This window comes from Paenibacillus sp. FSL H8-0259 (assembly GCF_037963255.1).
GTDB classification, from domain to species: Bacteria; Bacillota; Bacilli; order Paenibacillales; family Paenibacillaceae; genus Paenibacillus_AQ; species Paenibacillus_AQ phytohabitans.
Genome location: NZ_CP150147.1, coordinates 4,138,392 through 4,162,048, shown reverse-complemented (window position 1 = coordinate 4,162,048; position 23,657 = coordinate 4,138,392). Strand labels below are relative to the sequence as shown.

At 54.1% G+C, this 23,657-nt stretch carries 19 protein-coding genes; all 19 read right to left on the bottom strand.

Going from position 1 to position 23,657, the window contains the following annotated elements:
- Positions 1-36: 36 nt before the first annotated feature.
- Positions 37-864: a carbohydrate ABC transporter permease gene (locus NSU01_RS17685; RefSeq protein WP_042137452.1), complete on the bottom strand. Its 828-nt coding sequence runs from the start codon at positions 862-864 to the stop codon at positions 37-39.
- Positions 865-876: 12 nt separating this feature from the next.
- A complete protein-coding gene (locus NSU01_RS17680; protein WP_076243163.1) occupies positions 877-1,755 on the bottom strand; it encodes a sugar ABC transporter permease in 879 nt (292 codons plus the stop codon).
- A complete protein-coding gene (locus NSU01_RS17675; protein WP_076243164.1) occupies positions 1,752-2,843 on the bottom strand; it encodes an ABC transporter ATP-binding protein in 1,092 nt (363 codons plus the stop codon). Before NSU01_RS17675 ends, NSU01_RS17680 begins: the two co-directional genes overlap by 4 nt.
- A gap of 46 nt (positions 2,844-2,889) precedes the next feature.
- Positions 2,890-3,624, bottom strand: a complete 735-nt coding sequence (locus NSU01_RS17670; protein ID WP_076243165.1) for a glycerophosphodiester phosphodiesterase family protein — start codon at positions 3,622-3,624, stop codon at positions 2,890-2,892.
- The gene (locus tag NSU01_RS17665; RefSeq protein ID WP_076243166.1) at positions 3,621-4,364 is read right to left on the bottom strand and encodes a glycerophosphodiester phosphodiesterase; all 744 of its coding nucleotides are present in this window, start codon (positions 4,362-4,364) and stop codon (positions 3,621-3,623) included. The genes NSU01_RS17670 and NSU01_RS17665 overlap by 4 nt, the downstream gene beginning before the upstream one ends.
- Positions 4,365-4,381: 17 nt before the next feature.
- On the bottom strand, positions 4,382-5,236 hold the full coding sequence (locus tag NSU01_RS17660) for an HAD-IIA family hydrolase (RefSeq protein ID WP_256703785.1): 855 nt from the start codon (positions 5,234-5,236) through the stop codon (positions 4,382-4,384).
- A 108-nt stretch (positions 5,237-5,344) separates the two neighbouring features.
- On the bottom strand, positions 5,345-5,905 hold the full coding sequence (locus NSU01_RS17655; RefSeq protein ID WP_042137442.1) for a glycerol-3-phosphate responsive antiterminator: 561 nt from the start codon (positions 5,903-5,905) through the stop codon (positions 5,345-5,347).
- 197 nt (positions 5,906-6,102) lie between these two features.
- Complete coding sequence (locus NSU01_RS17650; RefSeq protein WP_076243167.1) at positions 6,103-7,002, bottom strand: HAMP domain-containing sensor histidine kinase; 900 nt, start codon at positions 7,000-7,002, stop codon at positions 6,103-6,105.
- 22 nt (positions 7,003-7,024) lie between these two features.
- Positions 7,025-7,786 carry an ABC transporter permease gene (locus NSU01_RS17645; protein ID WP_076243168.1) on the bottom strand — a complete coding sequence of 254 codons (762 nt, stop codon included), beginning with the start codon at positions 7,784-7,786 and terminating at the stop codon, positions 7,025-7,027.
- Positions 7,779-8,702: an ATP-binding cassette domain-containing protein gene (locus NSU01_RS17640; RefSeq protein WP_042137436.1), complete on the bottom strand. Its 924-nt coding sequence runs from the start codon at positions 8,700-8,702 to the stop codon at positions 7,779-7,781. The genes NSU01_RS17645 and NSU01_RS17640 overlap by 8 nt, the downstream gene beginning before the upstream one ends.
- Positions 8,703-8,783: 81 nt before the next feature.
- Positions 8,784-9,476 carry a response regulator transcription factor gene (locus NSU01_RS17635; protein WP_076243169.1) on the bottom strand — a complete coding sequence of 231 codons (693 nt, stop codon included), beginning with the start codon at positions 9,474-9,476 and terminating at the stop codon, positions 8,784-8,786.
- A 392-nt stretch (positions 9,477-9,868) separates the two neighbouring features.
- Positions 9,869-11,062, bottom strand: a complete 1,194-nt coding sequence (locus NSU01_RS17630; protein ID WP_042133759.1) for an IS256 family transposase — start codon at positions 11,060-11,062, stop codon at positions 9,869-9,871.
- A 300-nt stretch (positions 11,063-11,362) separates the two neighbouring features.
- A complete protein-coding gene (locus NSU01_RS17625) occupies positions 11,363-12,649 on the bottom strand; it encodes a Gfo/Idh/MocA family oxidoreductase (RefSeq protein WP_076245937.1) in 1,287 nt (428 codons plus the stop codon).
- 69 nt (positions 12,650-12,718) lie between these two features.
- Complete coding sequence (locus tag NSU01_RS17620) at positions 12,719-16,468, bottom strand: sugar-binding protein (protein ID WP_076245935.1); 3,750 nt, start codon at positions 16,466-16,468, stop codon at positions 12,719-12,721.
- Between the two features lie 27 nt (positions 16,469-16,495).
- A complete protein-coding gene (locus NSU01_RS17615) occupies positions 16,496-17,893 on the bottom strand; it encodes an FAD-dependent oxidoreductase (RefSeq protein ID WP_076245933.1) in 1,398 nt (465 codons plus the stop codon).
- On the bottom strand, positions 17,890-19,959 hold the full coding sequence (locus tag NSU01_RS17610) for a hypothetical protein (protein WP_076245931.1): 2,070 nt from the start codon (positions 19,957-19,959) through the stop codon (positions 17,890-17,892). The genes NSU01_RS17615 and NSU01_RS17610 overlap by 4 nt, the downstream gene beginning before the upstream one ends.
- Before the next feature lie 30 nt (positions 19,960-19,989).
- The gene (locus tag NSU01_RS17605; protein ID WP_039292182.1) at positions 19,990-20,844 is read right to left on the bottom strand and encodes a carbohydrate ABC transporter permease; all 855 of its coding nucleotides are present in this window, start codon (positions 20,842-20,844) and stop codon (positions 19,990-19,992) included.
- Positions 20,838-21,809, bottom strand: coding sequence for an ABC transporter permease subunit (locus NSU01_RS17600; protein WP_042137421.1), 972 nt, complete (start codon positions 21,807-21,809; stop codon positions 20,838-20,840). The genes NSU01_RS17605 and NSU01_RS17600 overlap by 7 nt, the downstream gene beginning before the upstream one ends.
- A gap of 86 nt (positions 21,810-21,895) precedes the next feature.
- Positions 21,896-23,494, bottom strand: coding sequence for an extracellular solute-binding protein (locus tag NSU01_RS17595; protein WP_042137420.1), 1,599 nt, complete (start codon positions 23,492-23,494; stop codon positions 21,896-21,898).
- Positions 23,495-23,657 lie beyond the last annotated feature (163 nt).

Sequence of the window (23,657 nt, the reverse complement as noted above, 5' to 3'; positions counted from 1 at the left end):
TTGGTATTCAACATGCAAGGCCGCAGGGTATTCCCGCTACTTCACTCCCATGTAGGTGAACGCTTTGATAATCTGCTTGCGTGCAATCAGGAAGACCAGCAGAATCGGCACGATCAGCATCATATTCCCGGCCATCACGATCTGCGGGCTGAGCCCCTCCACATCCTGAAGCTTCTGAATTCCAAGCGGCAAGGTCCGGACAGCATCTGTTGTGGTCCATACGAGCGGGAAAAAGTAACTGTTCCACGTCCCGATGAACGTCAGCAGCGCGAGTGTGGACAAGGTGGGCACAGCGGCAGGCATCATGATCGTGCAGATGATTTTGAACTCACTGGCATTATCCAGACGGGCTGCCTCCAGCTGGGAATCCGGCACCTGCATGAAGGTCTGCCGCAGCATGAAGATGGCCGTACCGCTGGCAATGAAGGGCACGATGAGCGATACATAAGTGTTCAGAAGTCCGGACTTCGCAAACATCACGAAGATCGGCAGGAAGATCAGCTGGCCCGGAATCATCATGGTGGCGAGCACGATGCCGAACAGCGCATTTTTACCCTTGAATTGATATCTTGCGAATGCATAGGCTGCCGGCACAACAACGACCAGCTGGCCGAGCATCGTCCCGAGCGTAATGATCAGGGAATTGCGGGTATAATGCAGAAAGTTAATCCTCGTAAAAGCATCCCGAAAATTCTGCCATTGCAGCGAATCCACCCAGAATTTCGGCGGCATCCGGAGCACCTCGCCCAGCGTCTTGAACGCGGTGAGGATCATCCAATAGAATGGCATCAGGAAGATCACAATCAGCAGAACAGATACAATGATCCGCAGTCCTGCGCCCGGCAGCCGGACCCAAACCTTCATTTCCTCACCCCTTTAGCGGTAATGAACCCGTTTATTCAGTGCTTTGAAGTAGAAAATCGTAATCAGCCCCACGATACCCATCAGCACGACCGCCATTGCGGAGGCGTAGCCGACCCGGTAATATTCGAAGCTCTGCTTATAAATGCTGAAGATCAGCGTGTTCGTGGCATTGGACGGACCGCCCTGCGTCATGATATTGATCGTCTCGAACACCTGGAAGGAGCCGATGATATTCATCAGGATCAGGAAGAACAAGGTCGGTGAGATCATCTTCAGCGTAATTTGAAAGAAAACGGAACGCTTGGACGCATTGTCCAGAGCCGCAGCCTCATAGAGGTAACCCGGAATAGAGCCCAAGGCGGAGCAAATGATCAGCGCATTGAATCCGACGGATTTCCAGACCGAGACCAGCACCAGCGAGAACAGCGCCACATCCTTATCGGTCAGCCAGCCCACCGGCGCTGCTCCCAGCACAGACAGCAGGTAATTGAACAGCCCCGTATCCGTGTTCATCAGCCACATCCAGATCAGCGATACGGATACCAGCGAGATGATATTGGGCGTGAAGCTCAGCGTCTGGATGAAGCGGTTCAGCGGCGTGTTTTTCTGTAAAAAAAGCGCCAGCCCCATCGCCAGCACCATCACCAGCCCAACGTCCATCCCCATGTACAGCAGCGTATTGAGCAGGGTATGGAGGAAATCCCGGCCGCTGAACAGCTCTGCATAGTTGCTGAGTCCGGCGAACTTCATCGGTCCGCGCATATTCCAGGTGAAGAAGCTCAAATAGATGTTGTACAGAATCGGATAGAGGTAAAATACCGTCAGGATGATCACTGCCGGAGCAACCAGCAGATAGGGAAGCACCTTCACGGACGGACGCAGCCGCTTCATGCCGAATCACCGGTGCTTCCGGCTGTGCTGATTCCGGACTGTGCAGCTACCCGGACCCGCTGCTCCTGTGCGTCGAAGAATGCCAGATGCTCTTTCTTCACGTAGAGTCTCACGGCTTCCAGCTCGCGTTCCGGACGGTCGAAGCATTTCACCGAAATGCTCAGCCCGTTCTCCAGCTGCACTTTGTAGATAATCTCCGACCCGAGCAGCTCCCGGCCGCTGAGCGTACCCGTCAGGCTAACGGTATTGTCCGGCTCCATTCCCGGCTCCAGGGTAAACTTCGCTTTCTCCGGCCGGAAGCCGAGATACCGGGCCTGCTGCGGAGCCAGCTTATGGATGTCTTCCCCGCAGCGGTCAAGGGCGAGAATATTCATCGGCGGGGTGCCGATGAAACGGCTGGAGAACAGGTTGGCCGGATCGTAATACAGGTTGTGCGGGTTATCCTCCTGCATGACCTTCCCGCTATCCATCAGCACGATCCGGGTGCCCATGCTCATCGCCTCCACCTGGTCATGGGTTACGTAGACAAAGGTCGCACCCAGCTTCTTATGCAGCTCGATCAGCTCCGCCCGCATCTGCTGCCTCAGCTTGGCATCCAGATTGGACAGCGGCTCGTCCATCAGGAACACGGCAGGCTTCTTCACCATGGCCCGCGCCAAGGCGACCCGCTGGCGTTCACCGCCGGAGAGAAACTCCGGCTTTTTGTGCAAATGCCTGGTCAGTCCAACGGTCTCCGCAATTTCAGTAATCAGCCGCTGGCGTTCCTCCTTCGGCACTTTGTTATTCTTCAGCCCGTATTCGATGTTCTTCTCGACCGTCATGGTCGGGTACAAGGCATAATTCTGAAATACCATCGCCAGATTCCGTTTGCCCGGCTCTACCTGATTCATGCTTATCCCGCCGATGTGAATCGAGCCTTCCGTGGAATGCTCCAGTCCGGCAATCATTCTTAGCGTTGTAGACTTGCCGCACCCGGAAGGGCCGACCAGCACCGTGAAGCTGCCGCTCTCAATCGTCAGATTCAAATCCTCAATAATCAGCTTGTCGCCGTATTTCTTGGTTACCTTTTCCAGAACGATGCCGCTCATATTCTCCTCCTCCAGCAGTGGTCTTCCGCCTGCTTCCTTTCGTCTCTCAGTGCTTCAGGCACTCCCGTGCAAGGTCTGGTTTATTGGTCATAATCCGCGTAACCCCCAGATTCCGCAAGCGGATCATCTCTGCCTCATCGTCCACTGTCCAGGGATTAACCTCGAACCGGCTGCGGTCCGCCAGCTCCATGAAGGCTTCATCTACCCCCAGATAATACGGATGCAGTACATCCGCCCGGCAATTCGCCGCATATGCCTCCAGCCGGTAGAAGCTTTCCATGAACGCAATCGCCGTCCTGAGCTCCGGGTAATCGCGCTTCAGCCGGGCCACGGCATTGTGATTGATCGAAGAGATCAGCGTATTCTCTGTGTAGCCATAACGGCGCACCAGCTCCGCTGTCCGCATATTCACTTCACCGTAAGGCCGGGAATAATCCTTGGTCTCGATGTTGATGTACAGCCCGTGCTTCATGGCGAACTCCATCACCTCGCCAAGCTCCGGCAGGCGGCTTCCGTCCGTTCCGTATTTCACGGCAAAAGCATACGAGAAATCATACTGCCGCAGCTCTTCGAGCGTCAGTTCTCCGACCAGACCGGTCCCGTTCGAAGTCCGGTCAATGGACAGATCGTGGATCACCACCAGCTTCCCGTCCCGGGTCAGCTGCACATCCAGTTCAATACCATGCGCCCCCATGTCGAGAGCCAGCCCGAATGCGGCCATCGTATTCTCCGGTGCATAGGCGCTTGCTCCCCGGTGAGCCAGTATCTGGGTCTGCTTCATGCGCATACCTCTCTAAGCTGATAGCAGACATCCGGACGGTCAGTGATGATCGCGTCTACACCGGCCTCCAGCATCATGCGGATATGCTCCGGATCATTTACTGTCCAGGCGTTGACCTGAACTCCTGCCGAGTGGGCTTCTTCTACCAGTTCGCGGTTAACCCCGATGTACAAGGGATGCAGAGCATCGGCTCCGGTCATTTGCGCATATTTTCCGCCCTCGTATAATCCTGCAATGTAGAGCAGCGCTGTCCGCATCTCCGGGCAAGATTCCTTGAGCCTTACCATAGAGGTATGATTGAAGGAAGAGAAGATCACTTGTCCGCAGAGGCCATACTCCTCAACCAGCTTTGCCGCCTCTTTCCCGAGTCCGTTATACAGCTCCGACTTAGAGAGGATATCCTTCACTTCGATGTTCAGGTATAGATCATGATCCTTCACCAATTCCAGCACTTCACGGAGGGAAGGAATCTGGGCTTCCGGGTATTGTTCCTCGAAGCCCTTATTGAAGCGGAAGGCCTTCAGCTCAGCCAGCGTGTAGGACATAATATCTCCTTTGCCGTTAGAGGTGCGGTCGATCGTATCATCATGAATCACCACGATCTCTCCGTCTTTGGTCAGATGAATATCGATTTCCAGACCGTCGGCATGCTGCTGCACCGCGAGCCTGAAGGCTTCCAGTGTATTCTCCGGTGCATAGGCGCTTGCGCCGCGGTGGGCCAGTATTTTACAATCCTGCATAGTTTCTCATCCTCCTGTTATTGGGGTTCGGCTTGCTTGTTGAACAGATCAGCCAGGGAGTTCAGAACATAACCGGGTATGATCTGCTGCCGGTCGATATCCGCTTTGGTGCTCACTCCGGTAAGGACAAGGGCCGTCTGCATGCCGCTGCCGTTACCCATTAGAATGTCTGTCTCCAGCCGGTCACCCACCATCAGGCATTGCTCCGGGGGACAGGCCAGCAGCCGAAGCGCCTCCTGCGCATAATAGGAAGAAGGCTTGCCAATAATCACATCAGCCTCTGTCCCGGCCGCAGTTTCCAGCGCTTTGACAATCGCCCAGGTATCCGGGATATAACCTCCGGGCACCGGGCAGGCCGGATCGGGATTGACCGCCACCAGCCTGGCGCCCCCTCTTGCCGCTCTCATTCCGAGCACCAGCTTCTCATAATTGAATTCGCGGTCCATGCCTACCAGCACATGGGTTGCTGCCTCAGGGTCCCTGGTTACGGCCACTCCGAATTCCTCCATTTGCTTTCGCATCACCGCTTCTCCAACCAGATACACCCTGGCTTCCGGCTCTTCCCGTGCGAAGTAGCCGCCGCTGACATAGAGTGCCGTCAAGATTTCCTCTTCCCCGCAGGCCAGCCCCATGTGCTCCAGTCTGCGCTGGCAATCCCGGGGAGTATGGACCGAGCTGTTGGTCAGAAATAGAACTCTCCGGCCTCTTCGCCGCAGCTCCGCAACCGTGTCCACCACACCCGCAAGCAGCTGATCGCCAATCAGCACGGTCCCATCCAAATCAAAGCAGTAGGCTTCATATGAAGCGATGTCCATCAGCGCTTGCTCCTTTTCATTCAGGTTCACTGGTTCTCCGCGCCGGAATTTCCGCACAAAAAAACCAGCTCCAGAAATTAAGCCTCCGGTTACAGCCTCGTAAGGCTCCATCGAATGCTAATAACTGACCGCTGGGTTTTCTCATCGTCTCCACCCCGGGGTACGTTATTCACTTATTTCACGCTTCCACTGCCACAGGGCCGCGTCCCCAATGGAGACATAATCGGCGCCGCTGTCCAGCGCACTGCTGATTTCCTGCTTTTCCCGGATCAGTCCGCCTACGATCAGCGGCTGCTTAATGCGCTGCTTCATATCTTTGATGATTCTCGGCATCAGTCCGGGCATGAGCTCGACCTCATCGGGATTACAGGTCTTGATCATCCGAAGCGCGGTTTCTATCGCTGCCGTATCAATGGCGAAGAACCGCTGGATACTGGCGAGCCCGTGCGCTCTGGCTGTGGCGATGGCATTGCTCTTGGTGGTAATGATCCCGTCGATCCGGAAGGCTTCGGCCAAATACTGAATCGCCGCCGCATCTCTGCCAATTCCGCCGACCATCTCTACATGGACGAATACCTGCTTGCCTGCATGCTGCAGCGGCTTCACAATCTGCCCCAGGTTGTTGATGTTCCCGGTCATCAGATTCACACGTTTCACACCGCAGACAACCGCCTGATCAATCTGTGACTCCTCGGTGATCGAAGCAATAATGGGGTTATGCTTCAAGTAAGCATCCTCCCTTCACTTATAGCTTGCAGCTGCCAGCTTGTCTTCCTGCTGGTCCTACCCCCTATGTTACAGAGCTTTTATTCGCTTAATATCAGAGCGCTGTAAAAGTTACAGTTAACATTCAGGCAAGGAATTCCATTGCCGCAGATAACTGACAGGGTTCGGGGCTTCGTATATCAAGCACTGCATGAGAGCTATTTGATCTTCCAACGGCAAGTCATCATCAAATGATCCTGGTGCATCTCGGCTGTCAGAGTTCCGTCCATCTTGTCCATAAGACTTTTGGCAATCGAGAGTCCTAGTCCGGATCCTTGGGCAGAACGTGTGCGGTCGACTGTGTAGAAACGGTCGAATATCAACCTTACCTCGTCACTTGATAATGCCTTCGCCTCGTTAACGATCCTCAACTCGGCAAACCCGTCCCTCTTTTGGAGGCAAATGTTCACCTCTCCGCTTGCATGTTTGACAGTATTGATGAGCAAATTCTCAACCACCCTGCGTATAGCTGATTCATCGGCATAGATAACCACGTCTTCCTCTGGCAGCCGGATATCCGGTATAATGTTCTGTTCATTGAAACGGTCGTAGAAACCAACCAGTATTTCTGAAAGGAGTACAGTCATTCCGATTCGCTCCGTCTTGAGCTGATAATCGGGGGACTCAATGAGGGACAGCTCGAAGAAATCATTCAACAACGCCTGCAGACGCTTCGTCCGGTTATGAATGATCGAGAGGTATTCCTGCTTCTCCTCATCCGTAACCGGCTCCGCTCCAAGCAGTTGAACATAACCTGATATGGAGGTCAGCGGAGTACGGATGTCATGGGAAATGTTCGCAACTGCCTGCCGCAGCTCCTGCTCGCTCCGTCTTCTGCGTGCTTCTGCCTCGACGACAAGTCCGGACTGGCGGTTAATTTGACTCGCTAGCGCTTCCAGCCGGTTGTCGAATAAGGTGACTTCAATTTTTTTACCGGTAGTTCCCTTGTTGTAAAGGTACAATTGCTGTGTCATACGCTTTAGCTCCCGCCTGAGCAGCAGCAGATAGGCAAGCAGAAGAGCTGCCGCCGCAGCCAGTATAAGCGTCAGGATAAGCAAGACTCTTCCGCCCCTTTCATATCTATTTGATTTCCTTTCTGCGGTACACAAGAATACCGAGCAGCCCGGATACGGCGATCGTCAGTATGGGCACAAGCAGGAGCGCCGGCAGATCATGGCTATCCATTCTGGGCTTGCCGATATCCCCCATAAGCTTGAAGATCGAATATTCATATACCTTGGTTAAGGAAGGAATGTATTCAACCAGGCCGCCCAGAACGGAATCAATCAATAGAAAGAAAATAATCGAGAAGCCGATGGATTTGCCGCTGTCGGTGAATAGGGCAGTGAACAGGGCTCCGATTGCCGCGTAGCCTGAAGTATACAGCAGCGTTAGTCCAAGAATTCGTAATATGAAGGACGAATCTACACCCTCCGGCAGGTGGCCGAAACCTGCAAGCAGCGAGACCTCTGCTGTGCTTATGACCGGGAATACCAGAGAAATAGCCATGGTTCCGATAGAGAATCCAATCAGCTTGGCAGCGAATAGCCTGCCTCTGGTGTGGCCTGATGATGCGATCGACTTCATTACACCTGTTGAATATTCATTGGCGATGAAGAATCCTGCCAGGGCTGCTACGCCCAATTTGATCACATAAGCATTGCTTGCAATAAAAGTAATCAGGAATTCTGCTCCCGTGAACTGCGGCGCTCCACTGGACTTGTTATCAAAATAGTAGAGCAGCGGGTAGGCCAGTGAAAGAGCGGCGGTTATAAGCAGCAGCACGCGGAAGGATCGGTCCTTGCGCAGCTTGAACAACTCGGATCTAATCAGATTATACATAGCCGGCACCTCCGATCCGCTTCATGAAATAGCTCTCCAGATCTTCTCCCATGGGCATGAACTGCTCAATCTGTACACCTGCAGAGAATAACGCCGAAGATATTTCCGCGGGTTGCCCGAAACGGCCGAACAGCTTAATGGCCCCATCCGGCATCACTTCGAAATCATGGGTATTTAGCTCGTTCTGAATTACCGTTACCGCTTTGTCCGGATTATCCGATTTAATGAACAAATATTGCTGGCATTTATCATTTAATTCCCGGGCGGTGAGCTGTTCCAGCAGCTTTCCCTGATGAATGATGCCATAGTGGCTGGCGAGCAGATGCAGTTCGCTCAGAATGTGGCTGGAGATCAGAATCGTTAATCCCCGTTCATGGTTAAGCCGCTTGAGCAGCTCGCGCATTTCGATGACGCTCATCGGATCCAGCCCGTTAGTCGGCTCATCCAGAATCAGAAATTCGGGATCGCTCAGCATGGCGATTGCCAGGCCCAGCCGCTGCTTCATGCCAAGCGAGAAATTCTTTACTTTCTTCCTGCCTGTATCCTGTAGCCCGACCAGCTCCAGCATACGTACGACGCTATCTTTACCGGGAATGCCCCGGAGGAGCCGGTTCACCTCCAGATTCTCTCCGGCAGTCATGTGCGGGAACAATGCGGGGCTCTCAATAATCAACCCCATTCGCTTGCGTGCCCGGGTTAACGACTTCTCGTCGCCGGCGCCAAATAATTCAATTGATCCTCCGGTTGGAAAAGCAAGTCCGGTTATGATGCGCATCAGTGTTGATTTTCCTGCTCCATTCTGCCCGATAAAGCCATAGATAGCACCTTTGCGGATCGTTAAATTTACTTTATCCAGTGCTACACCGCCTTGGAACTTCTTGGACAATTGATTCGTTTGCAAAATAACTTCATTCATAGTCTCTTGGCCTCCTTCTGTCTTAGACCAAGTATAGAAACAATAACTTAAGAGAGTCTAAAGCCGAATCTTAAGAATGTCTTAAGGCTTTAGCCGATAGCCCAAGCCCCATACGGTCTCGATATATTCGCTTCCCGGTGCAGCCTTCACAAGTTTGTTCCGCAAATTGCTCATATGTACGTTGACCGTATTGTCATCACCATGGTAGGGCTCATCCCATACGCTTTCGTATAGATTTGCTTTGGTGAATACTTTTTGGGGTGCCGACAGGAGCAAGCTTAGAATTTTGTATTCCCTGGCGGTCAGTGCAACCTTCATCCCTTCTGCAGTCACCGTTCTAGAGTCGGATTCAAGCAGGAGTCCTTTATGCTGCATGATGCGCGATACAGGCGGAGCCGCAATTTGTGCATACCTGCGCAGATGCAAATCGATTCGTGCGGACACCTCCTCGAGATCAAAGGGCTTCGTAATGAAGTCGTCTGCACCTCCGCGCAGCGCGGATACTTTGGTATGCTGTTCACCTTTAGCCGAAATGATAAGGACCGGCACATCTCCCCGTGAACGGATCCAATCCAGCAGCTCCTCCCCGGTCATTCCGGGCAGCATTAAATCCAGCAATACCATGCTCCATTCCCGTTGCTGCAGATAGAGTAACGCTTCCGTTCCGGAGAAGGCTGGCTGGGGTACATAACCGCTTTTCCGTATAATACTGCACAGCAGCCGGCTGATATCGCTATCATCCTCGGCTACAAGAATATGTATCGAATTATTCATCGTATCTCCTTGTATTTCCTTAATTGGCTGTCATTTCTGAAATCTATGTTTTTATGATAGACTGTTTCTGCTTCTTTTTCCAGAATGAATAGCTGTCCCCATCGGTAGTAAGCCCTTTAGGCATCATTGTTGTACGTTTTGCAACTTTGATTTATTAATAGCCTGGTATTCGGGAAGATTGTTGTATGAAATACAAGAATAAACCTGCTAAGCCGCTTGAAAAAGGTGAAATCCTGCATTTTATACAACAATTTTGAATTTGGGCCGACAGGATGGGTAGCGTCAAGAAGTTTGTGTAAGAGAGTAGAAGTACCTCCCCGGGTTACGGGTTGGGGGTGCAGGTGTTTCTGGGGGTCGGGGGAACCCCGACCCCCAGAAACTGGATTCATCCGCTATTCTTCTTCGGGTGTGGGCAAGGAAGGGTAGCGTGCTTCAAATAACTCGTTTAGCTTCTTTTTGACGGGTTCCATCCCAAAGCCAGGAACGACCCGCTGCCCATGACGTTCATTGTAGTCAAGCATTTCGAGATACACGATTTTCTCTGCCGCATCCATATTCGTCAAACTGTTCATCGGTTTAAGGCGTTTGCGGATTTCCTTGTTCATTCGCTCAATCGGATTCGACGTATAGATCGCTTTGCGAATGGGCTCCGGGTACTTGTAGAACGTCAGGAGTGTGCACAACTGCTCCTCCCAGGACTTCATTTCTTTCGAATACAGCTTGTTCCACTTGGCTTTGACCGTATCAAAGTTAGCCCGGGCCACGACCTCATCCGGTGCGGTATACACGGTCTTCAGGTCTTCAAGGACATCGGTTTTGTGCTCGATCCGGATTTTGGGGAACGTGGCCCGCACCTTGTGCACCACACAGTGCTGCACATCCGCCTGCGGGTACGTCTCTTTAAACGCCGCATCCAGCCCGGGAAGCCCGTCAAACACACCGAGCAACACTTCCTGCGCTCCACGGTCGTACAGGTCTTTAAGGACCTCACGCCAGCCGTTCGAACTCTCTTGACCGCCGACGTAGAACCCTAGGATTTGACGTTGTCCCTCTTCGTCAATCCCCATCGCAAAATAAACGACCTCACCGCGGACCGTACCCCGTTTGAGCTTCACGTACAGCCCATCCAGGTAGATCACGCTGTAGCGCTTGCTCAGCGGCCGTTTCTGCCACTGGTGGATGTCGTCCAGGACGGTAGCCGTAATGTTGCTAACGGTCGTTGGAGAGTAATGGCTTCCAAACATACTTTCAATAAACCGGGCCACATCCCGCGTCCCCATGCCGCTTTTATACATCTGGATGACCGCTTCCTCCAGCCACCCGTCCCGCCGCTGGTACGGCTCAAACATCTGAGTTTGAAACAATCCTTGGCGGTCGCGGGGGACCTCCAGGTCCTCTAGATTGCCGTATTTCGTGTGCAGGTTTCGGGTGTAGTATCCGTTACGGCTATTGCGTGTACCTGCTTCCTCGCTCGCCATGAACGCCTGCATTTCTGCACGCATGATGGACTCCAAGTGGTCTTTCACAAAATCGTTAACAAGTTTTTCAAATAGATTATTCAGTGAGCTTTCGGGTAAAATAGTCATTGGTAGGGTTCCTCCTTGGTGGTTTCGCAATCCTGAGGATACCCTACTTTTTTGTTGCCTGACTAGGCTCCAAATACTGGTACACAACTTATTTTACGCCATCACAGGATGAGGGGAATGTTGTATTATGTGCAGGATTTTATGGAAAGAGTTATTTATATTTCCTCAGGGAAGCTGCTGTTATAAGTAGAGGCATCCCCATACATCATTAACTGATGGGGATGCCTCTTATAAGCACACAACTGTAATCAAAACCTGCTCTTCCCGACGTAGCAGCCTACGCCAGCCTTCTTCAATAATTTAGATGGTAATCAGATCTTTGATCCGGACCGGTAGTCCGGTCCGCATGGCCTGATTGGCGGCGATTCCGGTCATGATGGAGCGGGCTCCGTCCCGGTGGTCGGCCGCACGGTGGTAAATATCCTCGTCCGGCGTTCCGAACAGATCGTTCAGCAGCACAGGATCTCCGCCGCCGTGGCCTCCCGTTCCTTCATCCACCTGAACTTCATAAGGCGCTCCAAACATGGGATGCACCACAATATGCTTACCCTCCACAGCTCCCTCCAGGGCACGGTCACCTCCGGCATTGACATAGGATTTTTCCACGATGCTCATTTCGATTCGGCCCTTGGAGCCGTTAAAAGCTATCCGGTAACCCTCCCAAGGCATGTAGGCGTTCAATGAATACGTAAGAATCGCCTTATTGCTGTACCGGACCATTACTCCCATGGTGTCCTCAATACTGATTCCGTCGCCGAACACGCTTTGATCCCGCTGATAGCCGTCCTCTGCTTCTGCATCCAGGTACATCTCCTTCAGAACGGGATTCTCATCCAGCTGCAGGGCAAAGGGATCGTCCTTGGCAGCCGGATTTCCGGTGGCACGCTGATAGAATGAAGTTACGCCGCGGTTCTCGGCATTCTCCCGGCCATAGAATCGCAGGTCGCCGAAGGCAAACACCGTTTCCGGCTCCGCACCGATCCAGAAGTTGACCAGATCGAAGTGATGAGTGGATTTGTGAACGAGCAGTCCCCCGCTGTTGCGCTTGTCCCGGTGCCAGCGGCGGAAATAATCCGCCCCATGCTCAGTATTCAGCAGCCATTCGAAATGAATGGAATGCACTTCCCCGATTATCCCTGAGGCAATCAGCTCGCGGGCTTTCGTATGATGGGGGGCATAGCGGTAATTGAAGGTGACCCTGACCTTGCGTCCGGTACGCTCCACCGCTTCGTAAATCTCCTTGCATTTCTCCACATCAACGGTCATGGGCTTCTCTGTGATCACATCACAGCCAAGCTCAAGCGCGCGGATAATATATCTGTGATGGGTCCGGTCTACACTGGTGACAATGACAATATCCGGTTTCTCTGTCTCGATCATGGTGTCAAACTGCTCAGCCAGGTAGGTGTTCACCTGCGGATACCCGTGTGTCTCCGACAACAGCTTGTTGGCGTAATCCATACGTGTCTGATTCACATCGCAAAAAGCGGTAAGCTCCGCAGAATCCCTGTACTCCTTCGCGATAGCTTCATAGAAAAATTGCGCCCTGCCGCCAATGCCTACCTGTACATAACGCTTCTTATCCAATTACGTGTGCCTCCTAAAGTTAGTTCTTATATTGAGTTTCAGTTTTTGCAGCGCAGCCGTGCACTACCCTCAGTTATCTGTCTCAGCCGGAAAGTCCAGACTGAACAAATAGGGGGTCAGCGGCTGAAGCTCTATAGTCTGGCCCGCAGTGCTTTGATCTGTAATCAGATCCATGAAGCCGTTTGCCGTTAATCCATTGCGGACTGCTTTGACCACCACGGGTTCCGGGCCATAGTTAACCACATTCATGAGTGTATGTCCCCCATATTCAACGGTTCTCCACTCGACATTGTATACGGGAGCATTGTCTGCCGGATCAAGCAGCAGCAGCTGCCCCGGATTTACAGTCTGCAGGAACGGTAACAAGTAATCTCTGATTTGGCCTGCGGTCCAGTCCGTTGCGGATATTTTGTCCGCATGGGCGAACACATAACTTCTGTCTGCGGCAGAGAGCGCCGCGCCGTGCGGCGTAAGCTCCAAAGCGTGGGAGCCGATCAGCAGCACCCGTCCGCCCTGCTCCATAAACTGTCTGATTCCGCTCAGCGTCTCCGGATTGACTCTTGAAGCGTTTGGCACAATCAGCAGCTTATAATCGTCCAACCCGCCATTGTCTACCTGCCCTTCAGAAACATATCCAGCCTTGTAGCCGCTGTAAGACAACGCTTCATAAGAGCGGAGTGAGACTGCCGAATAATCACCGGAGAAGACGCCTGAGGCTGTAGAATACAGAATCGCAACCTGTGGCTGCTCGTTCTGGAAGGCGGTAACCTGGCCGGCCAGCCGGTTCAGGTCCAGATTGGTTCGTCCCGCCTGAGCTACAACATCCGGCCGGTGCAGAATGCTGCCCTCGGTACTTGCCGTTTCATTGTATGTCCGCTCCCAGACCCAGATGGCCGAGCCGCCCCTGCCGTGAATCGCACTCTGCCACAGTACGGAGCGGACATGCTTTGCCTGTTCCGGCGTATACATTTTGTCCCCATCTGCGATCAGATGATGCTCAGAATTAAAGACCGGGGCTTCTTTGAAGGAGGCTTGCAAATCATAGAAGCTGAGTTCTTCCATGAAGCCCTTCGGGCCTTCGTTGATATAATTCCAGTTGTCATTGCCGTTGATCTGGCTGAACTCCGAGAAGCGCTCGATATCCACGCCCCAGGACAGGCTGCCCCGGGGATCACCCATGATTTTCGCCTGCACAGGCAGCTCAGGAGCAAGCTCATGGATAATTCCGGCCATCCATTCATGCCAGCTGGCGAAGTAATCCTGGTTGAACAGCACATAGTCATAAGACGCCGGAGAAGCTGTAATATTCTCAGGCATAGGCACTTCGCTAAATGAGCTATAGGCTGTTTGATAGACGCCGTTCAGCTGCCCGATATCGCCGTCATAGATGCCTTCAAGATACTCCTGCCAGGCAGGCAGCGCATAGGCATCCTTATTGGCCATATAGACCGATTCGTTGGTGAGCGTAAGACTCTGCAGCGAATCATAATCCTTGATGGCAGGAATCAAGGCCCGCAGATAATCCTCAATAATGGATTGGGCCATCGGCTGAAACAGGGAGAATTTGATAGAGCCGTTATTATCCACCTTCAGCTCCGGCCACTTTGCGAGCACCCAGTCCGGAAAATAATGCGGGGAAATCAGGAGATTGACCGCAATATCATAATCCTCAGCCCGCTGCAGCGCCGGTAACAGATCCGATTGGATTTTGCGGGTGGAGACAACGTATTCCTTGTCTGGGGAATAACCGCCCAGCTCCTCAAAGCCGGGATTCTGAATCAGATTCACCGTGCTCCCGGCCTTGACAACACTTAAGTCATCCACCCAGACCGTACCTGTATTCTCGGATAAAATAACCAGCGGGTAGGATACCTCCCCCTTCGCTGTGGTATATTCGAACGTCACCTCCGTCCAGTCATAGGTTCCGCCGGGCAACGGCTGACGCTGCTTCCAGCCCGTTCCGCCCGGGAACCAGACGTTCCTGGCATTGTCACCCTTCACCCATACCTTGAATTCATAGGTAGTCTCCGGCTCTACTGCTATGGTCTGGGCGACATTGATGAATACATTCGGCTGCCGCGGCGATGCATTGGCAATCTTCAGGGAATGATTGCCGGAATGGCTTATCCCTTCTGTAATTGCTGCTGTAGCAGACACCGCACCGGAGCGGTTGACGGTGTAGCGGTTTACGAAATCTTGTTTGTCCAGAATGACATCCCTTGGCCCCAGCTCAATCTGGATTACGTTCGCTCCGAGATCCTGAAGCTTCGGAATATCCCGCTTCACCTGGTTGAAGTGACCGTAGCCCGTGAAGAAGATTGGCCGTTCTTCGGTGACGCCCGTACTCCTCACGATGGTGTCACCCACGAAGGAATATCCGGAAATCTCCGGGCGTCCGGAGACATACCGGGGTGCGGACTGCGGGGTCAGGCTGCCATCCAGATACCCTTCCAGCTGATGCTTGCTGCCTGCAAGCATCGTCTCCAGCTCAGCCGCCACATACTGCGCTCTGCCGAGCCGCCCCTGCACGATATCCTCCTTGCCGTAACCAATGAAGTCCTTGATTACGGTATAATCAATCCGCTCATAATCTGTGGACAGTCCTTGTGCCTCACATTGCAGCAGCAACTGCTCCAGACCGGGCAGTTGTGCATTCACACTATCCAGCATGGCCTCAATCTCTGCGGGATCGAGCACCGCAGTCACCTTCAGCTCCTGCCGCTTGCCGGCAGTACTCCCTTGCTGCGCAAGCGTGAATTCAAGCAGCTGCTCTCCGGGGTCCGCCGTGGTGAACGGCAGGCTCCATCCGGCGGCCGAGCCGGCAGGCAGCGTGAAATCCGCTTCAACACCCGGCAGGCTGGATGACAGATGGAGGTTATGCGGTTCACTGGTCGTGTTCACAGCGTACACCGAATAAGAGACAGTCGTATTCACATTGATCTCCCGGGGACCTTCCACCCAGAAGCTCCAAGGGTCGGCGGAAGGGACCAGATGAATCACTGCATGATCGGCCGGACTTTTGGCTTTGCCGATGCCCGGTGTCCATTCCAGCCAGCCCCGGCGGCCCGCGCCGTCATTGTCGTTGAACAGCAACGTGAACGGAAGCTCCCCGTTCTCCGGCATACCTGTGGAGAGAGCAGACCACGGCATCCGTACCTCATAGAAGGTCTCCTGTCCGGTCCGGCTGGCTGCAGCCGTGATCACTTCCGCTCCTGCTGCGGCTCCGCCTTCGCTGAACTGCCAGACATGCGCCTGCCCGTCCATATAATTGATGGCGTATTCCGGCCCGTAGCTGCCGCCGGGACTGAAGGCGAACTGGATGCTGTCCCCTCTCCACATGGTGCTGTCGGAGACAGGAGCATGCACATTATCCGTCACCTTCGCCGCCCAGTAGAAGTAGCTCTGGTCATAAGCGAGATAGACGCTGGCGGATACATCCGCAGGTCCTCCCCAGCCTTCGACCAGCACCTGCCCGGCAGCCTCCGGAAGCCGGATCTCTGCGTAGCGATCCCATTCATCCACTACCCCGTCAATGACGATGTCCTCCGCTTCCAGAGCCAAAGCGTGCGTATGCTTACCGAAGCTGCTGCGGAAATCATCTTCCCAGTCTGTAATGACCGGGGACCCCGGTTCTTCATAGACGGACTCAGTTACTCTGGCGGGAGTGCCTGAAGCATCCGGCGGGATGATTCCCCCAGGTGATGCAATCGCTCTCAATGGTTCTCCGTAGACAGCAGAGGGGAACCCCTCTGCCGCCATGGAGAATACCAGCAGGATGATCAACGCCCATATGGCTTGCTTGCTGCTTCTCCTATTCATCGTTGCGTATTCCTCCCTTCTGAATGGTCAGTCATGACTTGACTTGAAGTTCGGTTCCAATGATCCAGGCTGTTCCTGCTGCGGACTGGCCGGAAGCGGAACCCGCTCCACTTCACCTTCTGTGAATTGCCCCCGCAGCTGCAGCACATAACGGATATGTGCAGGCATCACCTCCCTTACATCCGCCTTCCCCTGAATCACGGCCAGCGAGGCAGCAACCCCCGCCGCTTCACCGATGGCGCTGACCGACGCCATGATCCGGTAAGAGCTGTGCGCCTCATGGGTTCCGCTGATGCAGCGGGAGGCGAGCAGGAGATTGGAGCAGCCCACGGGGATCAGGGAACGATAGGGAATATGGTAATATCCGTCCCCGGGAATGCGCTCCAGCCGGGTCGCTCCTCCATCCGGGCTGTGAATGTCCAGTGAGTAGGCGCAAGCTGCAATCATATCCCCGAAATGCCGGTTGTTCAGGCAATCTTCGGCTGTCAGGACATACTCACCAGTGATCCGCCGGCCTTCCCTGACACCGAGTCGCGGCGCGATATAATCCAGCCTGGCCTGCCGGAATGCCGGATGCTTGCAGATGGCCCCGAACAATTCATTGGCTTGCCGGGTACCCTCCTCCATGCCCAGGCTTACTGAATCCGGACGGGTAGGGTCCACTCCCAGCACAGAGGTGGAGTTGAAGAGCAGCGACTTGCCGTCCGGATAAGGAAAGCAGGTGATGCTCTGCCTTGGATTAGCGGTCTCCCCCTTGTCCTTAAGCTCCTGATAATACGGCAGCAGCTCAAGCCGCAGGGAATGGATCGCCGGCCAGGTCTGGATATCCGGATTCTTCAGCTTCATGGGATCGAAGCCGCTCACACGAAAGGTGGCGGTGGCTGATTGCAGCTTGCCGTCACCTTCACGGCCGATTTCGTACTGCATCCCTGCCATTGCGGACAGATTACCGTCCGCCGTGGCATCCAGAAATACCTCTGCGGCAACCGTTCCAGCCTGATTGCCCTGAAGGTGAAGTCGCTGAATCCGACCCTTCTCCACATCAACCTCATTCACCGAGCACCCGGTCCACACGGTTAGCGTTGGCTCAGCTTCCAGGAGCTGCTGATAGGTGGACTTCAGAGACTGCTCATCATAGGTCGGCACCCGCTGTTCGTTGTAATGGGTATACGCCGCCGGGAACAGCTCGCGGTGAATGCCGCTTGTAACCGGTCGTCCCATACTGTCGCGGAAATTGCAGATCAGCGAGACGCTGGAGAAGACGCCGGTGCCGCCGACTTCAGGCCCCGCCTCAATCAGCAGCACCCGCCGGAACAACCTCGCAGCAGCCAGGGCTGCGCTGATCCCGCCGACTCCTGCTCCTACCACCACAAGCTCGAAATTCCAGTTTCCCTTCATAGCGTCCGCTCCCTTCTCTCTCTTCAATTCCTCAGGCTCCCGGGGGACTGAACAACCTCACGGAGGCTGGGGACACCGCTGTAGATTACCTTGTCATCACAGACGATTTCGCACCATTCCGGTCTCATCCGCACATCAATGATATGCCCCCGGAAAACGAAACCGGAAAGAGAGACCTTTCCTTCAGCGGGCGGGCGGGGATGAATCCATAAGCTGCCGTCCAGGCGGGGATCGAGACCGGCCAGGCCAAACAGTATTGCTTCCGCGCCGGCCAAGCCTGCGACCACATTCGCCCGCTTATGCACGGGAACAGCCGGGCGGTCACAGTAATGCTCCTGCGGATAATACGGCAGATGCTGCCCCATCCAGAAGTGGCGCTTCAATGTATCCCAGGCCAGCTCATCGCGGCCGGATTCCCACAGCGTCAGCGCAAGCATCGGCCCATCCCCGGTATAGGCTCCGCCTCCCGACCAATCCGGATCATTCTGCTCATAATGCAGCTCATCTTCGGCCGAGATACTGCTTACGCCGTATTTGCCGAGAAATGCCCCATCCCTAACCTGTGCGAACATTCCCTCCTTCATCTCCTCGGTGCAGGCCCCGAAGCGCAGCGCGTCATAATATTGAATCGAATAGATCGATTCCGCATGGCCTTCGGGATATATGGCCTTGAACCAGGCTTTGTCCTCATCCCACAGATGGGTGCGGATCGACTGGCGGATACGCTCCGCCTTGTCCCGCCATTCCTGTGCGGGCTGATCCGCCGCCAGATCCAGATGCTGCGCCAGATCGGCCAAGCGGTCATAACTCCATGCCCGCTCGGCATTCGGACTGGCTACGATATGTTCATAGCCTGCACCCCGCATTTCCAGCAGGTTCGGTTGAAGGCCGTAATCCAGCAGCTCATTCCACTCCGGCAACCGGCTATCGTCATATAAGGCCAGTGTCCGCATGGTCGGGAACAGTTCTGCCCCTTCTCCGTGCAGTACAAAGATAGACCAGGCAAAGTTCAGGAAGGACCATAAGCTATACGAGTAGGGCACATGGGCTCCTTGTCCGCTGGGAGCAAACCGGGAGTGCCGTTCAATGCCGCTGGCCGCCATTAGTCCCGCGAGCTCTGCCGCTTTGTCCTTCCCCAGCATCAGTGCCAGCGTTCTTGCTCCGTACCCCCCGGCATCCCAGGGATAACAGCAGATCCCTGCACCTTCCAGGCCGGAGACTGCGGGAAAAGGCTGAATGGCGAATTCAGGATTCTCCCACAGACATACCATCCCGCTGATCAATGAGCGGCGGTAATAGTCTTCCAGTCCCGGAATATCCGATTGCAGCACCGGCAATTCACGGCAGGCTTCCTCAAGCCGGCGTTCCCAGACTACGGTTGTCCGCCCCCCCAGCTCTTTCAGGGTCTGCCCTTCTTCCCAACGGAACTCTTGTCCGGCAGGAGTCAGAACCGCAGCCAGCCGGAACACGGCCTCCTCCCCTTCTCCAAGGCTCAGCTCCCGATCCCCTTCCCGAAGCAGTGTAATACGGACCTGTTCGTTCTCCCAGATTCCTTCCTCAATCTGCAGCGCAGGACCGGCAGAGGTCAGCGGTGCTCCATAGTCCCAATCGTCCAGCGGAACCATGGCCGGGCTTCCCGGCACCAGCTCCGGTAGAACCGCAACCGTTACCGTTCTAAGACTGCGGTTCTTGATCCGCTGAGTCAGGAGGAAGCCATGGGTATCCGTCAGAGGCGTCAATTCACTGGACACCGCCAGTGATAACAGGTTTCCGTCCACCAGATGATGGTATGTTCCTTGTCTTTTGATCTGATCGGGCTGCCATACGCCCTTCGCATACAGTACGCCACAGTCCCCCTTGCCTAAGTCTCCGTTATCTCGGACAGGATGTCCGTCCGCTGTTATATGAAGTTTTACGCCCAGATCCTTGGCGGCGAAAGGCGGTGAATAGCAGCCTTGAACGCCGCAGACCGTTCGCGCGGAAGGCGCAACTGTACTATAGCCGCTGCACACCCATAGATGTTCCGGGGGGGCCAGACTTTTCCGTAAATCAAACGCAAATGAACCGAGTGTATAGTTTGTAGTCACCTTCATGTGTTCCCTCCGGAAATGGAATTCTGCACTTCAGCCCTTCACCGAGCCCAGCAGAACCCCTTTGATAAAATGCTTTTGCAAAAAAGGATAAACGCAGAGGATTGGCAGCACCGTGATGATGATCGCCGCGGCCTTCAGCCCCTCCGGCTGGATGTATTGGGAGGAATCCCCGCCTGCAAGCAGGGAATCAATCGGCGTCTGCAGCATCTGGTACAGCTTGACTGTTACAGGCAGCAGCTGCGATTTGCTGATGAAATACAAGGCATTGGAATAGGTGTTCCACAGAGCAACCGCATAGAACAGCGAAATCGCAGCCAAGATGGGCTTGGATAAAGGCAGCGTCAGCTTGAAGAACACCGTCAGATCCGTTGCGCCGTCAATCGTCGCTGATTCTTCCAGCTCGGCCGGCAGGCCTTCAAAAAATGATTTCATCACAAACAGATTGTAAGCACTTACCAGCCCGGGCAGCCAGATCGCCCAGAAGGTATTGATCAGGTGCAGCTGCTTAACCAGCAGGAACAGCGGGATCAGCCCGGTACCGAACAGCATGCTGAACATCACCATAAACGTAAAGATCTGCCGTCCTTTCAATCTCCGCTTCGAAAGCGTGTATGCGGCCAGCGTAGTTGCAATCATCTGGAGTACAGTACCTACGGCTGTGATGATCACTGTATTCTTGAGAGCGATGAGCAGCTGCCCGTCGATGAACAGCTGTTTATAGGCCTGAACGGTAATTTCTACCGGCCACAATACCACTTCGCCCGAGATGATCGCCCGGCTGCTGCTCAGCGACATCGCCAGAATATTCAGAATCGGAAATACCGTTATGAACGCACACAGGGCCAGAAACAAATACAGCGGCATACTTTTCAGTCGGTTTACCATAATCCGCCTTCTCCCAGCTTTTTCACAATTTTGTTGACCGTCAGCACCAGAATCAGCCCGATCAGCGCCTGAAATAATCCCACAGCCGTTGCCAGACTGTATTGCGCGTTCTGCAGCCCTGTGCGGTACACGAACGTGCTGATGACATCGGATACACTGAAGACAGCGGCATTCTGCAGATTAAAGATATGCTCGAAGCCCACATCCATCATCTTCCCCATCTGCAGAACCAGCAGGACACCAATGGTCCCGCGGATACCCGGCAGCGTAATATGCCAGATCTGGCGCAGCTTGGTGGCTCCGTCGATTTTGGCCGCTTCGTATAAGCCGGGGTCAATAGATGAGATGGCGGCCATATAGATAATCGTACCCCAGCCCGCGCTTTGCCAGATGGTGGAGACAATGAACACCACAGGCCACCAAAAGGTGCTGGTCATGAAGTAAACCGGATCAATCCCGAACAGGCGCAGGGCCGCGTTCACTACTCCGGTGGAAGGTGACAGCAAGGAGACAATGATCCCCGCCAGAACTACCCATGAGATGAAAAAAGGCAAATACAGCATGTTCTGCACAGCCCGCTTGAACCAGTTCACCCGCAGCTCATTCAGCAGCAGGGCCAGCAGGATCGGAGCCGGGAAGGCAAAAACAAGATTGTATAAATTCAGCAGCAGGGTGTTGCGCAGCACATTCCAGAAGTCTGAGCTTCCAAACAAGGTATGAAAATGCTTAAGCCCCACCCAGGGGCTGCCCCAAACTCCGTCCAGCAGGCGGAAATCCTTGAAGGCGATCAGCTCGCCGTACAGGGTGACAAATTTGAACAGGAAGAAATAGGACATGGCCGGAATAAGGAACAAGTACAGATAACGGTCCCGGTAGAGATAAAATAGCAGGCCCCGCCCCGGCTTTTTCAGGCTTTTGGAGCGTATGGCCGCCGGACCGGAGGGCTGGTGCAATGTTTTTGGCATATAGCTCTTTCTCACTCCTCTATAAATTTCGGGAGCCTGGAATAGCGTTCATTCCGCAGCTCCCTTATATCCAAGAATCGTATGGGTTACTTCAGCTTGTCTTTGTTCGCGTCGTACCAGGCCTGAACCTTGGCGGTTACACTGTCTCCGTCCAGGCTGTTCCAGGCTTGGCGCAGCTCTTCGACCGCTTCATCCGGTGTCTGATTGCTCATCGCCATACGGGTGTTGATTTCCTTCCATTTGGTTTCAAACTGGCCGGCGATGGAGGCGTATTCCGCAACTGGCGGGATATATGGCAGATCCTTGCGGAAGGTATAGGTCTCACTGTTCTTAATAATCGTACTTTTGAGGGCAGCCATATCCTGATCATCCTTGCTGTCCCCTGCCCGGGTGACCAAATATTCCGGCGTCTGCTGCTCCTGCTGAACCAGCCGGTATTCCGAAGCATAGCCGACCTCCGTCTTCCATTTGTCAAAATCGGTTGTGACCGGAATGCTGTCCTTCAGCTGATAATGTACGCCTTCAGTTCCATAGGTCAGCGGCTCCCAGCCTGAATCCAGCATCCAGTCGATAAATTCCATCGCGGCCTGCGGATTTTTCATGTTTTTGTTAAAAGCGGTCAGCAGATGGTTAGGGACTTCGACCTCATAGCCATTCGTTCCGTATTTCGTGGACAGAGGCGGAACTGCGGCCAGTGTGGCCTCCGGATTATTTTTCCGCAGCTCGGTAATGGTATTGTCCATGTTCAGGTTACTGAAATAGATGCCGGAGCGACCCGTTGTCCACAGCTGCTTCTGCCGCGAAAATTCCTTATCTGTCGCAAATTCCTTGTCAACGAGACTCTCATGGTAAGCAAGCTGGCGGAAAGCAAGTGCGTCTTTATACCGTTCGGTGAAGAAACTCTGGGTGAGCTTCCCGTCCTCCACGAACCAGGCCGCACTGCGCGCCATATACCAGTCGTCGGTAATCGCCGTATAGGCCGTTGACATCGCCATAGGAATGGTATCGGCCGCACCGTTGCCGTCAGGGTCATTGTCCCGGAAGGCTTTGGCGACCTCCACCAGCTCATCCACTGAAGTCGGCATAGCCAGTCCAAGTTTATCCAGCCAGTCCTGCCGGATGAAGATGGCGGTATTGGCACGGGCAGGCCGCATGCTGGCGATGGCATAGATTTTACCGTCATCCAGCGTCAGGTACGGCTTCAGCTCGGGATGCTCCTGCAGATATTTTTTGTAGCTGGTGCTGTACTTGTCGATATACTCATCCAGCGGTTGAATGGCTCCTTCATCGGCCCAGCGGACAATAAAGTCGCGGTTGAAGGTAGTCATCATATCCGGCGCCTGATCGGAAGCAATCAGCACATTGAATTTATCCGCCTCCTGATTGCGCGGAATCGGCACCCAATTCACCTTCACTCCGGAATTCTCATTGATATACTTTGTCCAGCGGTTCTCTTCATAAGAGCCTTCTCCCGTTGCCACCTGCCCCCTGTCATAAATGGAGCCGGATATTTCCTTGGGCAGCGAAGCATAGGGATCTGCGCTTGGCGCCTGTGAGGCAGCGGCCGGGGATGGCTCTGCGGACGTGCCGGCGTTTCCGTTACTGTTGCCGCATGCGGACAACGCCGCCGTTCCTAACAGCAGCACCGCGAGAAGCGCGGGGGTGAGCTTTCTGTTTCTGTACATTCTTTTGACCTCCAATGGACTTGTGATGTTGGGCAGATCATGTCTTGCTAAGACGGTGAAGCCTGGCGCCTGGCCTCCACCTAACTATAGCGGGCTATCCGGCAGACTGAATAGTTGCAGAACCTACAATGAACTCTCATCTCCCGCTATCCTCCGGATATTT

Coding starts and splice junctions, on each gene's coding strand:
- NSU01_RS17685 (WP_042137452.1), bottom strand. CDS start 864: ATGAAGGTTTGGGTCCGGCTGCCGGGCGCAGGACTGCGGATCATTGTA.
- NSU01_RS17680 (WP_076243163.1), bottom strand. CDS start 1,755: ATGAAGCGGCTGCGTCCGTCCGTGAAGGTGCTTCCCTATCTGCTGGTT.
- NSU01_RS17675 (WP_076243164.1), bottom strand. CDS start 2,843: ATGAGCGGCATCGTTCTGGAAAAGGTAACCAAGAAATACGGCGACAAG.
- NSU01_RS17670 (WP_076243165.1), bottom strand. CDS start 3,624: ATGAAGCAGACCCAGATACTGGCTCACCGGGGAGCAAGCGCCTATGCA.
- NSU01_RS17665 (WP_076243166.1), bottom strand. CDS start 4,364: ATGCAGGATTGTAAAATACTGGCCCACCGCGGCGCAAGCGCCTATGCA.
- NSU01_RS17645 (WP_076243168.1), bottom strand. CDS start 7,786: ATGTATAATCTGATTAGATCCGAGTTGTTCAAGCTGCGCAAGGACCGA.
- NSU01_RS17640 (WP_042137436.1), bottom strand. CDS start 8,702: ATGAATGAAGTTATTTTGCAAACGAATCAATTGTCCAAGAAGTTCCAA.
- NSU01_RS17635 (WP_076243169.1), bottom strand. CDS start 9,476: ATGAATAATTCGATACATATTCTTGTAGCCGAGGATGATAGCGATATC.
- NSU01_RS17630 (WP_042133759.1), bottom strand. CDS start 11,062: ATGACTATTTTACCCGAAAGCTCACTGAATAATCTATTTGAAAAACTT.
- NSU01_RS17620 (WP_076245935.1), bottom strand. CDS start 16,468: ATGAATAGGAGAAGCAGCAAGCAAGCCATATGGGCGTTGATCATCCTG.
- NSU01_RS17610 (WP_076245931.1), bottom strand. CDS start 19,959: ATGAAGGTGACTACAAACTATACACTCGGTTCATTTGCGTTTGATTTA.
- NSU01_RS17605 (WP_039292182.1), bottom strand. CDS start 20,844: ATGGTAAACCGACTGAAAAGTATGCCGCTGTATTTGTTTCTGGCCCTG.
- NSU01_RS17600 (WP_042137421.1), bottom strand. CDS start 21,809: ATGCCAAAAACATTGCACCAGCCCTCCGGTCCGGCGGCCATACGCTCC.
- NSU01_RS17595 (WP_042137420.1), bottom strand. CDS start 23,494: ATGTACAGAAACAGAAAGCTCACCCCCGCGCTTCTCGCGGTGCTGCTG.